Source organism: Dietzia sp. NCCP-2495, assembly GCF_026011735.1.
In the GTDB taxonomy this organism is placed as follows: Bacteria; Actinomycetota; Actinomycetes; order Mycobacteriales; family Mycobacteriaceae; genus Dietzia.
In genome coordinates, this window is sequence record NZ_BRVN01000011.1 from 1 (window position 1) to 13,569 (window position 13,569).

Annotated in this window: 14 protein-coding genes; 5 read left to right on the plus strand and 9 right to left on the minus strand. The window is 67.8% G+C overall.

Annotation, left to right across the window (positions count from 1 at the left end; all coding sequences use genetic code 11):
* Window positions 1-221: 221 nt before the first annotated feature.
* A complete protein-coding gene (locus OPF83_RS10810; protein ID WP_264887488.1) occupies window positions 222-1,040 on the minus strand; it encodes an SDR family oxidoreductase in 819 nt (272 codons plus the stop codon).
* A gap of 63 nt (window positions 1,041-1,103) precedes the next feature.
* On the opposite strand from OPF83_RS10810, the gene OPF83_RS10815 reads away from it, so the two are divergent.
* The gene (locus tag OPF83_RS10815) at window positions 1,104-1,811 is read left to right on the plus strand and encodes a PaaI family thioesterase (protein ID WP_264887489.1); all 708 of its coding nucleotides are present in this window, start codon (window positions 1,104-1,106) and stop codon (window positions 1,809-1,811) included.
* Window positions 1,812-1,846: 35 nt separating this feature from the next.
* On the opposite strand, the gene OPF83_RS10820 is transcribed toward OPF83_RS10815, so the two are convergent.
* Window positions 1,847-2,392, minus strand: a complete 546-nt coding sequence (locus tag OPF83_RS10820; protein ID WP_264887490.1) for a TetR family transcriptional regulator — start codon at window positions 2,390-2,392, stop codon at window positions 1,847-1,849.
* 132 nt (window positions 2,393-2,524) lie between these two features.
* Window positions 2,525-4,111 carry a fatty acid desaturase gene (locus OPF83_RS17420; protein WP_309297774.1) on the minus strand — a complete coding sequence of 529 codons (1,587 nt, stop codon included), beginning with the start codon at window positions 4,109-4,111 and terminating at the stop codon, window positions 2,525-2,527.
* Window positions 4,112-4,356: 245 nt separating this feature from the next.
* Between OPF83_RS17420 and OPF83_RS10835 the strand changes: the two genes are divergently transcribed.
* Window positions 4,357-6,222, plus strand: coding sequence for an ABC transporter ATP-binding protein (locus tag OPF83_RS10835; protein ID WP_264887552.1), 1,866 nt, complete (start codon window positions 4,357-4,359; stop codon window positions 6,220-6,222).
* 209 nt (window positions 6,223-6,431) lie between these two features.
* Here the strand turns inward: OPF83_RS10835 and OPF83_RS10840 are convergent, their stop codons facing one another.
* The 4 genes from OPF83_RS10840 to OPF83_RS10855 all read right to left on the minus strand — a co-directional run bounded on the left by OPF83_RS10840 (window position 6,432) and on the right by OPF83_RS10855 (window position 9,916).
* The gene (locus OPF83_RS10840) at window positions 6,432-7,358 is read right to left on the minus strand and encodes an SDR family oxidoreductase (RefSeq protein WP_264887491.1); all 927 of its coding nucleotides are present in this window, start codon (window positions 7,356-7,358) and stop codon (window positions 6,432-6,434) included.
* Window positions 7,359-7,445: 87 nt separating this feature from the next.
* Window positions 7,446-8,768, minus strand: coding sequence for a TrpB-like pyridoxal phosphate-dependent enzyme (locus OPF83_RS10845; protein WP_264887492.1), 1,323 nt, complete (start codon window positions 8,766-8,768; stop codon window positions 7,446-7,448).
* A gap of 39 nt (window positions 8,769-8,807) precedes the next feature.
* Window positions 8,808-9,287: a GNAT family N-acetyltransferase gene (locus OPF83_RS10850; protein ID WP_264887493.1), complete on the minus strand. Its 480-nt coding sequence runs from the start codon at window positions 9,285-9,287 to the stop codon at window positions 8,808-8,810.
* Window positions 9,284-9,916 (minus strand): hypothetical protein, encoded by a 633-nt coding sequence (locus OPF83_RS10855; RefSeq protein ID WP_264887494.1) that lies wholly within the window; start codon window positions 9,914-9,916, stop codon window positions 9,284-9,286. The genes OPF83_RS10850 and OPF83_RS10855 overlap by 4 nt, the downstream gene beginning before the upstream one ends.
* 98 nt (window positions 9,917-10,014) lie before the next feature.
* Here OPF83_RS10855 and OPF83_RS10860 point away from each other — a divergent pair, with 98 nt between their 5' ends.
* The gene (locus OPF83_RS10860) at window positions 10,015-10,545 is read left to right on the plus strand and encodes a peptidylprolyl isomerase (protein WP_264887495.1); all 531 of its coding nucleotides are present in this window, start codon (window positions 10,015-10,017) and stop codon (window positions 10,543-10,545) included.
* A gap of 96 nt (window positions 10,546-10,641) precedes the next feature.
* Entirely contained in the window at window positions 10,642-11,388 is a 747-nt protein-coding gene (locus OPF83_RS10865; protein ID WP_264887496.1) for a rhomboid family intramembrane serine protease, read from the plus strand.
* A 120-nt stretch (window positions 11,389-11,508) separates the two neighbouring features.
* Here OPF83_RS10865 and OPF83_RS10870 read toward each other — a convergent pair whose 3' ends face one another.
* Both OPF83_RS10870 and crgA read right to left on the minus strand, forming a co-directional pair.
* Window positions 11,509-11,976 carry a PH domain-containing protein gene (locus tag OPF83_RS10870; RefSeq protein ID WP_264887497.1) on the minus strand — a complete coding sequence of 156 codons (468 nt, stop codon included), beginning with the start codon at window positions 11,974-11,976 and terminating at the stop codon, window positions 11,509-11,511.
* A gap of 494 nt (window positions 11,977-12,470) precedes the next feature.
* The gene (crgA, locus tag OPF83_RS10875) at window positions 12,471-12,737 is read right to left on the minus strand and encodes a cell division protein CrgA (RefSeq protein ID WP_264887498.1); all 267 of its coding nucleotides are present in this window, start codon (window positions 12,735-12,737) and stop codon (window positions 12,471-12,473) included.
* 91 nt (window positions 12,738-12,828) lie between these two features.
* On the opposite strand from crgA, the gene OPF83_RS10880 reads away from it, so the two are divergent.
* Window positions 12,829-13,515, plus strand: coding sequence for an aminodeoxychorismate/anthranilate synthase component II (locus OPF83_RS10880; RefSeq protein ID WP_264887499.1), 687 nt, complete (start codon window positions 12,829-12,831; stop codon window positions 13,513-13,515).
* Window positions 13,516-13,569 lie beyond the last annotated feature (54 nt).

Consider the following 13,569-nt stretch of genomic DNA (forward strand, 5'->3'; position numbering starts at 1 on the left):
CCCTCACGCCCCACCCTCCGGGCCGCCGCAGGACCCGCCCGAGCCGCCCGCCCAGGCCTCATCGATAAGTGGGTCCGGCCCGCATCGGCCGAGAGCCGCTGTGCCGAACCCACTTATGGACGGGGGCGCTTGGTGAGTGCTCGGGGGGCGCTCGGGATGGCGTCGCTCGGGGCCGGACGGGCGGGGTGCGGAGCGGGTAGCCGGCCGGGTGCGCAGACCGGTTACGCGCCGCGCAGTGCCTGCATGCGCTTGTGCGCACCGGCGACGATGCGGCCGCGGTTCGTACCGGAGGAGAACTCGACGCCCTTGACGTTGCCCTCGCCTCCGAGGACATGGACCGGGCCGTTGCCGATGGACTCCATGACCTCGTCGGCCACCTCGTGCGGCTCGCTCACGGTCATGCCGGGCAGGTCCATGTCGAGGCCCGCGCGGATCATGGCGGGCGTCCGGGTGACACCGAGGATGACCTCCACCACGTCGACGCCGTACTCACGCATCTCGAGCCACAGACCCTCCACGAACACGCGGCTGAACGCCTTGGCGGCGGAGTAGATGCTCATGTCGGCGTGGCCGAGGTAGCCGGCCATGGAGCCCATCACCACGATGCCGCCCTTGCCGCGGGCCTTGAGGCCGGGGCCGAAGCGGCGGATGATCTGCATGGGCGAGGTGATGTTGAGGTCGATGACCTTCTGCACCTGCTCCATGTCGGACTCGACGAACTCCGAGCCGTACGTGTTGGCGCCGGCGTTGAGGATGAGCAGGCCCAGATCGAGGCCCTCCACCGCCTCGGCGATCCGGTCGGTCGAGTCGGCCTCGGTGAGGTCCGCGGACACAACGCGACACTCGACTCCCCTGGCGCGGACGGTCTCTGCGGTCTCCTCGAGGGCCTCGAGCTTGCGGGCGACGAGGACGGAGGAAACCCCCTGATCGGCGAGACGGAAGGCGATCTCGGCGCCTACTCCCTCACTTCCGCCCACGACGAGAGCCCACGGACCGTAGGAAGAAGGATCAAAAGGTCTCGTATTGACAGGTGTCGACATACCCTTCAGAGTATGACGACTGACGCCGATAGGCCAGGTTTTGGTGGAGTGCCCCTCCCGGGGATGAGCGACGACGAGATGTTCTCGTTCGCCCAGGCCCGCGAACAGCTGGGGGAGTCCTTCGACCCGTTGCCCGTACCGCCGCTCCCGGCGACCGACCCCGACCTCGATCGGGTCGTGGCGGAACTCCGCAGACTCCGCGATGCGTCGGCGGCGCTCGCGAACTCGGAGGTCGAGCTCGGCGACATCGCCGACCGCCTGGGCGAGGTGGCGGGACTGCTCGAATCACGCGTCCCGTCGCCGGAGAAACGGCTCGAGAACCTGTGGAAGGGATACGGCACCCGTCGGTCGAATCCGGTGGCGGGGCCCGAGAACCCGATTGCGCCGCCCGTGGACTTCGTGGGATGCGACGACGGGTCGGTGATGGCGACGCTGACCCTGGGCCCGGCGTACCAGGGGCCTCCCGGGTGCGTTCACGGTGGCATCAGCGCGCTGATCATCGACCACATGATGGGTCTCGCCAACCACTGGGCCGGCCGCTACGGCATGACGGCCCACTACGAGCTCGACTACTGCTCGCCCACGCCGCTGCTCGTGCCCCTGACCTTCCGGTGTTGGGTCCACGAGACGGAGGGCCGCAAGACGTGGACGCACGCCACGATCCACGCGGGTGACCGGCTGTGTGTCGAGGCTCGGGGCCTGTTCCTCGAGGCGAGTGTCCCGGTCCCCGGTCGACCCGACGTGAAGTGGAACAAGGGCGACGCCACCTGACCCGGCGCCGTTCCGGTCACCTCAGGCCTGGATCCTCAGGACTGGATGTCGAGGTTGACGACCTTCTGCAGGTAGGGGGCGACGACGTCGGTGAGACCGCCGGCGAGCTGGTCCGGGTCCTCGGGTGGCAGCGAGACGAAGCTGATTCCGATCCGGGCGATGATCGAGGCGGCGAGCCGGGCCTGCTCGGGCGCGATCTGCATCCAGCTCTCGGACAGGGCCGGGGTCAGTACCTCGGTGGCCCGCTCGATAAGCGGGCCGGCCTCGGTGGTGATCAGGCGCAGCAGGTCAGGCTTGATCTCTCCGGTGAGCAGTGCGCGGATGAGGGGATCACGGCTGCTCGCCAGGAGGAAGCCGTTGATCCCCTCGTGGAGGGCGGTCTCGATCTCGCCGGGGTTCCTGTTGATCGAGTCACGGATCTCCCCGGCGAACCGCTCCGCCAGCTGGAGGGCGTAGGCCTGCGCGAGGCCCTGCCTGTTGCCGAAGGTGCTGTACAGGGTCTGACGGCTGAGGCCGGCGGCCTTGGCCACGTCGGACATTGTCACTGCGGACCAGTCACGCACTTCCAGTAGTTCGTGCATGGCGTCGAACACTGTGGCGCGGAGGGACCGTCGCTCGGTTCGGTCCCGTCCCGCGGGACGGCGGTTGGTAGTCGGACGGAGACGCGGCATGGTGACCATTGTCCCCGATGGCACCCCGGACGCCGACACGGACTAGAGGACGGGGAGGAAGTCGACCTTGTCGCGCACCCCGCAGTCCGAGCAGCTCCACGTTTCGGGGATGGCCGACCAGGGGGTACCGGGAGGGAATCCCTCACGGGGGAGTCCGGCCGACTCGGTGTAGTGGTTCCCGCAGTTGGGGCACACGTACTCGCCGGTCGGGGACACCTGGGCGGGCACGATGTCGGTGTCCGCGACGACCGTCGCCGCCCCTTCGCTGCCGCCGCCGGACGGGACGGCCGTTCCGTACCGGGCGAGGATCTTCTCCCGCTTGGAGGGCTGGATGTTGGCGCGCGTGATGTCACCGTCGTAGTGCGCCAGGACGCGCTTGTCCATGACCTTGCGCCACAGCGGTGGAATGTAGGCCACGATCATCATTCCGGCATAGCCCGAGGGCAGCTGCGGAGCCTCGTCGAAGCTGCGCAGGACCTGGTAGCGGCGCATCGGGTTTGCGTGATGGTCCGAGTGACGCTGCAGGTGGTACAGGAAGATGTTGGTGACCAGGTGGTCGGAGTTCCACGAGTGCTCCGGGCGGCAGCGCTGGTAGCGGCCGGCGGCGGTCTTCTGGCGGAGCAGACCGTAGTGCTCGAGGTAGTTGACGACCTCGAGCAGGGAGAACCCGAAGATCGCCTGGACGATCAGCCACGGCGCGACCTGCCAGCCGAAGATCGCGATCAGCGCGCCGAACAGTACGACGGTCATGAGCCAGGCGTTGAGATTGTCGTTGCGCAGAGTCCACGGTCCCTTGCCTTGGCGGCCGAGGCGCTCGGACTCCAGGGCCCACGCCGAGCGCAGGGAGCCCCAGACGCTGCGCGGCAGGAACCGCCAGAACGACTCACCGAACCGCGAGCTGGCCGGGTCCTCCGGGGTGGCGACACGTGCGTGGTGACCGCGGTTGTGCTCGATGAAGAAGTGACCGTAGCCGGTGGTGGCCAGCGCGACCTTGGACAGCCACTTCTCGCTGCCGGCGATCTTGTGGCCGAGCTCGTGAGCGGTGTTGATGCCGATACCGCCGGTGATCGCCACCGACCACGCGACACCGATCGATGCCGCGATGCCCAGTCCGCCGTCGTAGCCGAGCCACGACAGGTCATCCGCGCTCCACAGGTAGCAGGCCAGGATCAGTGCTCCGTACTGGAACGGGAGGTAGAGGTAGGTGCACCAGCGGTAGTACGGATCGGCCTCGAGCCGGTCCATCACCTCGTCCGGCGGGTTCTCCCCGTCGACGCCGATGCGGTAGTCGCCGAGCGGAACCGCCACGTACACCAGGACCGGCAGTAGGTACCAGGAGACCGTCGCGGCGATGCCCCAGCCGATCGCGTTGAAACCCGCCACCAGGGGCAGCGAGAGGAACAGGCCCGCAGCGGGGATGAGGCCGAGCAACCAGAGGTAGCGCTTGGCGTCGGTCCAGGGGTACGGCTCGACCTCGGCATGCGCGTGGGCGTGGGCATGGCCGTGCCCGTCGACATGGCCGTGCCTGTCGACATGGCCGTGCTCGTGCTGGTGGCCGTGCGCGTGCGACCGGCCGGTCTGCTCGGCATCGTCCCCGTCGGTGGGCCGGATGTACTCGGTGCTCGACATCGCTGACGACCTCCCAGTGTCTTGATGTGTGGCATATGCCACTCTCTGGCACCGACTTTAGACAAACTGCGCGGATGTGTCTAGACATCCGCCGGGAATTTGTCCACGGCCACGACTGGCTCACGGTCGATGACGCCTTCCGACAGTGGGGCGGGCGCACAGGAATATCCGAGCCGGGGCAGTGGTTCTACCGGCAGGTCGCCAGGTCCCTCGATCGGCGCCGAGAGGAGCTGTCGAACGTGACGATGCAGCAGGCCGCGATGCGCACTCTGATGCGCGCGGAGAACAACAACATCAAGCTCGACCGCAGTGTGTTCACCAGGGAGAACTTCAGCCGGATCGGGCGGTTCGCCAAACCGCACACCAGGCGGATCGTGGTCTTTCTGCTGTTGTCGGTCTTCGGCGCCGGACTCGCTGTTCTCACGCCGCTGCTGGCTGGTCGGGTGGTCACGGCGATCGTGGAGAACCAGGCGGTCAGAACCGTCGTCGTCCTGGCCGCGGCCATCGCGGTGATCGGTGTCGTCGAGGCCGTCACCGCCGTCATCACCCGGTTGTTCTCCGCCCGCATCGGTGAGGGACTGATCGTCGACCTGCGTAGCGCGGTGTTCGACCACGTGCAGACCATGCCCATCGCGTTCTTCATGCGCACCCGCACCGGCGCGCTGGTCAGTCGACTGAACAACGACGTGATGGGCGCCCAGCGCGCGTTCTCCGACACGCTCTCCGGCGTCGTGTCCAACCTGGTCCAGCTGGTGCTGACACTCATCGTCATGGCCGGCATCAACTGGCAGCTCACCGTGCTGGCGGTGCTACTGCTCCCGATCTTCCTGTTCCCGGCCCGGTACGTCGGCCGTCGTCTGGCCTCCTTGCGCCGAGAGGCCTCGGACCTCAACGCGTCGATGAACGACCAGATGACCGAACGCTTCAACGCCGGCGGTGCCACCCTGGTCAAGCTGTTCGGTCGGCCCGACGCCGAATCGGCGGAGTTCGCCTACCGCGCAGGCCGCGTCCGCGGGATCGGCGTCCGTACCGCGCTGCTCATGAGCGTGTTCATGAACTCGCTCACCCTCGTCTCGACGCTCGCACTCGCGTTGGTCTACGGCCTGGGTGGCTGGTTCGCGCTGAACGGCGGGCTCGACGCGGGCTCGGTCGTCGCGCTGGCCCTACTGCTCACCCGGCTGTACGGCCCGCTGACCGCGCTGGCGAACGCGCCGATGGACGTCGTCACCGCGATCGTCAGCTTCGAGCGGGTCTTCGAGGTCCTCGACCTGGAGCCGCTGCTTACCGACGCCCCCGATGCCGTCGACGTGCCGGAGGGACCGGTGACCATCGAGTTTGACGACGTCCACTTCTCCTACCCCTCCGCCGACAAGGTCTCCCTGGCCTCGCTCGAGGAGGTCGCCGTCCTCGACACCCGCGGCGGTCAGGAAGTGCTGCACGGGATCTCCTTCCGGGCAGACCCGGGTCAGATGATCGCCCTCGTGGGCTCGTCCGGCGCGGGCAAGTCCACCATCGCCTCACTGTTGCCGCGTCTCTATGACGTCGACTCGGGCGCGGTCCGGGTGTCCGGACTCGACGTGCGGACGGTGACGTCGTCGTCGCTCCGTCGGACGGTGGGGATGGTCACCCAGGACGGCCACCTCTTCCACGACACGATCCGCGCCAACCTGGCGTTCGCGCGGCCCGAGGTCTCCGACGACGAGGTGTGGGACGCGCTGCGCCGGGCGCGACTGGAGGAGCTCGTCCGGGGACTGCCCGACGGACTCGACACAGTGATAGGGGACCGCGGCTACCGGCTGTCCGGCGGCGAGCGGCAGCGTCTCACCATCGCCCGGCTCCTGCTGGCCTCGCCCTCGGTCGTGGTGCTCGACGAGGCGACCAGCGCGCTGGACTCGACCAACGAGTCGGCGGTGCAGGAGGCGCTCGGTGAGGCGATGGCGGATCGTACCTCGCTCGTGATCGCACACCGGCTGTCCACCGTCCGGGCCGCTGATCGGATCCTGGTCCTCGAGGCCGGGCGCGTGGTGGAGTCCGGCACGCATGCCGAGCTTCTCGCGGTGGGTGGTCGGTACAGCGAGCTGTACGAGACCCAGTTCGCCGATCAGGAATAGGCGCTCGCGCCCAGGACACGGCCCCGGGAGACGTCTCCGAGTGGACCGCCGCGCCGTCCGGAGCTCTGCCACCGCGCAGAACGCCGTCAGCCGTCAGTCCGGTACGTTTCCCGAGAATCTGTCCTGGGGAAACGCTGACCGGAGTGACGGCTGACGAGCGCGGTGGCTCGGCTGACGAGCGCGGTGGCTCGGGCGACGAGCGCAGAGGCTCAGCTCTCGAGATGCAGGCCCAGCTCACGAGCGGCCAGGGCCGCGTACTTGGAGGTCTGCTCGAAGGCCGACTCGAGCGGGGTGGTGTCGTTGACGTCGGAGATCTCGGCCCACCGCTCGGCGACGACCTCGGGGGTCCGGGCGCCCTCGGGGAGGTAGACGCCGCGGGTCTCGACCATCTGCGACACCGCGAAGACACCCGCTCCCGCACCGAGGATGGTCTTGGTGGGGGCGTCCTCGCTGACCATGAACAGGGCGCCGGGGGCGATGGTCTCCGGACCCATGATGTCGAGGACCTGCTGCGGGAGGAGGTCCTCGGTCATGCGGGTCGCGGCGGTCGGGGCGATCGAGTTGACCTTGATGTTCTTCTTGGCGCCCTCGATGGCCAGGACGTTCATCAGGCCCACCAGGCCGGACTTGGCGGCGGCGTAGTTGGCCTGGCCGAAGTTGCCGTAGATGCCGGAGGTGGACGTGGTCATGAGGATCCGGCCGTAGCCGGCCTCGGCCATGTGGGGCCAGACCGCCTTTGTGCAGTTGACCGAGCCCATCAGGTGTACCTCGACGACCTTGCGGAAGTCGTCCGTCCCCATCTTGGCGAACGACTTGTCGCGCAGGATGCCCGCGTTGTTGATGAGGATGTCGATGCTGCCCCAGGTGTCGATGGCGGTCGAGACCATCTTCTGCACGGCGGCCTCGTCGGTGATGTCGCTGCCGTCGACCATGGCCTGACCACCGGCGGCGGTGATCTCGTCGACCACGAGCTGGGCGGCGGAGGCGGTGCCGCCCTCACCGTGGACGTCTCCGCCGAGGTCGTTGACGACGACCTTGGCGCCGCGCTCGGCGAGAGCGAGCGCGTAGGCGCGGCCGAGACCGCCGCCGGCACCGGTGATGATCGCGACCCGGTCGGTGAAGTCGATCTTGGTCATTAGGGTGCTCCTGTTCGGGGTTTCTGATCTGGACGCGGATCGGCCCTGGAGGGCGCGTCCGAGGAGGGGGTAAGGGGGTCGGTGATCTCAGTCCAGCTTGCCGTGGACGTAGGACTCGTAGGCGGGCAGGTCGAGGAAACCGTGACCGGACAGTCCGATGACGATGGACGGGCCCGAGCCCGGTTCCCCGGTGAACTCGCGGGCCTTGCCGATCGCACCGGCGATGCCGTGCGTGGACTCGGGAGCGGGAACGACGCCTTCGGCCTTGGCGAACTCGACGCCCGCCTCGAACGCCACCTTCTGCTCGACGGACATCGAGTCCATGAGACCGAGGTGCTTGACGTGGCTGACCAGCGGCGCCATGCCGTGGTAGCGGAGACCACCGGCGTGGATCGGGTCCGGGACGAAGTCCTGTCCGAGGGTGTACATCTTCATCAGCGGGGTCAGTCCGGCCACGTCGCCGTGGTCATAGCGGAACTCGCCCTTTGTCAGCGACGGGCAGGCCGCGGGCTCGACCGCCATGATCTGGGTCTGCGCACCGGCGAGGTTCTCGCGGATGAACGGGAACGCGAGGCCCGCCAGGTTCGAGCCGCCACCGGCACAACCGTAGAGGTAGTCCGGCGCGCCCTCGCCGAACATCGCGAGCTGTTTGATGGTCTCCTCGCCGATCACGGTCTGGTGCAGGCAGACGTGGTTGAGCACGGAGCCGAGGGAGTAGCGGGCCTCCGGATCGCCGGCGGCAACCTCGACGGCCTCGGAGACGGCCATGCCGAGTGAACCGGGGGTCTCGGGGTCCTTGGCGAGGAAGGCCCGACCCGACTCGGTGAGGTCCGACGGGCTCGGGTGGACCGAGGCGCCGAAGGTCTCCATGAGCATCCGGCGGTACGGCTTGGATTCGAACGAGGCCTTGACCTGCCACACCTCGACCTCGATGCCGAATGCCTGGCCCGCGAACGCCGGCGACGCGCCCCACTGACCGGCGCCGGTCTCGGTGGTGAGCTTCGTGATGCCTTCGGAGGCGTTGTAGTACGCCTGCGCGACGGCGGTGTTCGGCTTGTGCGAACCGACGGGGCTCGTGCCTTCGTACTTGTAGTAGATCCGGGCCGAGGTCCCGAGGGCCTTCTCGAGTCGCCGGGCGCGGATCAGCGGCGCCGGCCGCCAGAGTCGGTAGATCTCCTGAACAGCCTCGGGGATCTCGACGTAGCGCTCCTGGGAGACCTCCTGCTCGATGAGAGCCATCGGGAACAGGGGCGCCAGGTCTTCCCGGCCGAGTGGCTCCTTGGTTCCGGGGTGCAGGTGCGGCGCCATCGGCTCCGGGAGGTCGGCCTGGATGTTGTACCAGTGCGTCGGCATCTCGCTCTCGGGGAGCAGTGCCTTGACCATGGAGGCAGAGGGGGCGTCAGACGTCATGGATGGTCCTCGGGTCAGATGAAGAGGGTGACTCACGCCTCATAGTAGGAGGTCGCGTCGCATCGGAATATGTGGGATCCGTTCGTCGAGGTATTCGGGCCCGCATCTGACGAAGCCGAACTGCTCGTACCACTCCTCCAGGTACGACTGGGCCCCGATCTCGACGGGTCGATCACCGTAGAGCTCCAGACCCCGGTGGATGAGCTGTGCGGCGATGCCCCGTCCGCGCCATTCGGGGGCGGTGCACACGCGACCGAGGTGCATCACGTCGTCACCGAACACCCGCAGCGTGGCGGCGAGTTCGGTCGGACCCTGGCCCGGAGCGCGGGCCAGGAGATGCGTGGTGCCCGGATCCGCGTCCGTCTCGTCGATCTCCGCATATGGACAATCCTGTTCGGAGACGAACACATCGACGCGCAGCTTGTATAGCGCGTGGACGTCGAGGGGTCCGAGCCCGGCCAGTGTGGAGGCCGTGACCTGCAGCTCCGGCCCTCCCGTCGGCGAAGGGGACTCGCTCACTCGTTCTCTGAAGGCTGCGGTGCGGAGCCGGCGGCCGGTCCGGGTGCGGCGGTGTCGGCGGCAGGAGACTGCCCCGCCGGAGCCTGACCTGCCGCGGACTGGGCCTCGTCGTCCTGCGAAGCGGTCGCGTCAGCGGAGGCCTCGTCGGCGGTTGCCGTGGTGCCGGTCGAAACTCCGGCGGTGGCCGGGGTGGACGGGGGAGTGGCTGCCGGCGCCGAGGACCCCGGGCGCAGGAAGTAGGCGGTCGCGCCCGCGATCGCCGCACCGCCCACGAGGCCTGTGATCCAGAGGGGTGCGAAACGACGCAGCGGACTCCGGCGGTCCTTCGGCGCGGCCAGGACAGAGGTCTGCTCCCGGATCGCGTCGGCGTGCTGCTTGGCGTCCGCGGCCAGGTCGCTGAGGATCTCGGCGTTCTGGGCCCGATGCTCCTTGAGTGCTTTGACGCCACGGCTGGCACCGAAGAGTGCCAGGCCGGCCGGGCCACGTGTCGCGGCGAGTGCGGCCTCCCCGAGGAAACGGGGGTCCTTCAGGTCAAAGGCCTTACGCGCAGCGGTACCGGCCTGCTCCATGTCCTTGCGGGCCTGCTTGACGGCCCGACGCTCGGCGGCACGATCGCTTCGTTTGCTCATACCCATGATGGTGGCACAGCGCTCCGACCGCGACCACCAGATGATCACCGATCCGGTGCGTCGTCGGCCACGGCGCCTGCCGCTGAACCGCGGGTACGATGGGTCGCGTGAGCATCGCAACGCAGAAGGCAATCATCCACACCAACCGTGGTGACATCGTCGTCGAGCTGTTCGGCAACCATGCCCCGGAGACGGTCAAGAACTTCGTCGGCCTGGCCGACGGATCCAAGGAGTACGCGTCGGCCAACGCCAAGGGCGAGCAGTCGGGCCCGTTCTACGACGGCTCGATCTTCCACCGCGTCATCTCCGGCTTCATGATCCAGGGTGGAGACCCGACCGGTACCGGCCGTGGCGGCCCGGGCTACCAGTTCAAGGACGAGTTCCACCCGGAGCTGCAGTTCACCGAGCCCTACCTGTTGGCCATGGCCAACGCCGGCCCGGGCACCAACGGTTCGCAGTTCTTCATCACCGTGGGTCCGACCCCGCACCTGAACAACCGCCACACGATCTTCGGCAAGGCCGCGGACGAGGCCTCCCAGAAGGTCGTCGACGCCATCGCCACCACCCGCACGGGCGCGATGGACCGGCCCACCGAGGACGTCGTGATCGAGTCGATCGAGATCGCCTGACCGACCACCTCACAGACCAGCGGCGCGGGCTCCGGAATCTCCGGACCCGCGCCGCTGTTCATCTGCGACAGTTCCTTTCGACGACGACCGGACATCATGAGCACTCAGACCCATCGAGGAGGCGCCGTAGCGCGCTTCTTCCGCCTCCAGCCCGTCACGGCGTGGCTGATCACCGCCAACCTCGCCGTATTCCTGGCGACCGTGCTCGGATCCCGCAGTCTCATGAGCAATCACGAGTCCGGACTCTTCGAGGCGACCGCGCTCTTCCCACCGGTCGTCGTGGTGTGGGACGAGTGGTGGCGGCTGCTCACCTCGGCGTTCCAGCATTTCGGTCCGGTGCACCTCTTGCTCAACACGTACATGCTGTGGATCCTCGGAATGGGGATTGAGCGCAGCATCGGCCATCTCCGTTTCCTCGGCCTCTACCTCGTCTCGGCGGTGGGCGGATCCGTCGCCGTGATGCACTTCAACCCGATGGCGCTCACCGCCGGCGCATCCGGGGCGATCTTCGGACTGATGGGCGCCTACGCGATCGTCGCCATGTCGCTCCGCCTGGACATCAAGGGAGTCGCGGTCCTCCTCGCCCTGAACATCGGCCTGAGCTTCCTCGTCCCCGGCGTCTCGATCGCCGCTCACCTCGGTGGACTCGCCGCCGGTGCGATCGGGGCTGTGGCGCTGGTGGTGCTTCCCCGAAGACTGCCCGCCCGCGCGGGACGCCGGGCCAGAGAACTCACGTCGTGGCTCGCCTATGCCGTGGTGGTCGTGGCCACCGGGGTGCTGGCCTGGTTCTCCGGCGACATGCTCCTCTCCGACCTTGTGATGGCAGTCGGCGGGGGACACTGACCGCGCTGGATCGGGCCACTGACCGCGCTGGATCCGGCGGTGCGGCCGGCTGACCGCGCTGGATCCGGCGGTGCGGCCGGCTAAGGGCGCCAGACGGTGACGGTGACGGCGTGACGACGGTCAGTCGGCCGCAGGTGCGCGTCCGTATCCGAGGTGGATCAGTGTGTCGACCACGTCCCGAGGATCGGTCCCCAGGTCCGTGCGGGTGAACACGTCGAGCTGCTCACGCTCGCGATCGTCGATGTATTCCAGTCGCATGAGGTGCTGGCGCGCGCCCCAGCGGGCCACTCCCAGCGAGCGTGTCTCGACGACCCTCTCCTTCGGCACGAACACGGTGCCGCTCAACTTCTTGATGGCCAGCGACCCGTCCACCACCTCGATACGGGGCCGACGGATCAGGTGGGAGACGCCCGTCGCGATCAGGAGCACTGCTGCCAGCCCCGCGAGCACCAGCGCGAGCGGGTCCCGGCGCAGGATCCCGATCACCACGAACCCGACTCCGAGTGCGATCTGCACGCTCGGCCACACAAGACCGGGAGACCACGTCGCCGCCCGTGGCCCGGCATCAGAAATCGCATCGTCGTTCATCTGGTTCATCCTCCCCTATCCACAGGCCTTATCCACACTGTGAATGAATAACAAGGGTGGAGTTCGATCCGCGTTCGATTGGACGGGTGTCCGACCTGCGGTGTCGTCGTTGTCGTCGTCGTCTTCTGTTCTTCCACAGTGTGGAGGGAGTTATCCACAGCGTGTGAGGGTTGGGAAATGTGCCGGTAGAGGCATCGATCTCCCAAATAAACACACGTTGACCTGCATGTATGAGGTATGGGTGTGAAAATGCAGGTCACCCCCCGTGTGATACGGGGGGTGAGCTGTGGATAAAACTGTGGATGATGGGTTGAGGGTTTCCCAAAGCGATCTGTGTGAATCACACAGGGTCGATCACACAGTGCCGATCACGGTCGACCCGGAACGTCGTGAACGCCTGAGTCTGTGGGATGAAGCCTGTGGGATACCGGGAGGTAACCGGGCGGGCACTACCACGGGGCTGGCTCCGGACCCGTGTCAGTACCGGTACGGGGTCAGCGCCAGCCCATCGTCATGAGAAGACCGATGACGGCCAGGCCGAAGCCGATGGCGAAGTTCTGCCACGTCTCCAGCGCCATCATGAACGGGATGCTCTCGCCCGCCAGGTAGTACACGACCAGCCAGGCCAGGCCGAGAAGCATCAGTCCGAGCATGACGATGAGATACCAACGCGGGGTCGGCGCGCCCTTGACCTTGACGGGCGTGCGGCTCACTGCGGCGTCGGTGAACTCGGTCTTTGAACGGACCTTTGACTTGGGCATGGAATCCTCGAACTACTGGGGGATGTCTTGCGACAGCGTACCAAGGACGACCCGTGGGGTTCATGTCGACGAATCGCAGTACGCTGCATCTATGCGCATCCTCGTCGTCGACAACTACGACAGCTTCGTCTACAACCTCGTCCAGTATCTGGGCCAGCTCGGGGCGACGTGCGAGGTCTGGCGCAACGACGACCCGCGACTCGCAGGACCGGCCGGTGATTTCGACCCGGCCGTGCTCCGCGACGTGATCACACAGTTCGACGGCGTCCTGCTCAGCCCCGGACCGGGCACGCCCGACAGGGCCGGCGCCACCATCCCGCTCATCGCGGTGTGCGGGCGGGCCGGGGTTCCGGTCCTCGGCGTGTGCCTCGGCCACCAGGCGATCGGCGAGGCGTTCGGCGCGACCGTCGACCGCGCCGCAGAACTCATGCACGGCAAGACGAGCGAGGTCACGCACGAGGACGAGGCCACGGGCGTGCTCGCCGGGCTCCCCAGTCCGTTCACCGCGACCCGCTACCACTCGCTGACGGTGCTGCCGGAGACGCTGCCGGACGTCCTGATCCCCACCGCCCACACCGAATCGGGACTGCTCATGGCGATGCGCCACCGCGATCTCCCGATCCACGGCGTGCAGTTCCACCCGGAGTCCGTGATGAGCCAGGGCGGACATCGGATGCTCGCCAACTGGCTGGGGATCTGTGGCGAGCGCCCGTCCGAGTCGCTCGTGACGCAACTCGAGACCGAGCTGGACCGGACCCGCGGGGCCGCGCTCGCCTAACCCCGGAGGCCGGGTCCGGGGAGCGGGGCCGTCGCGGGAAGTGACGACCGGCCG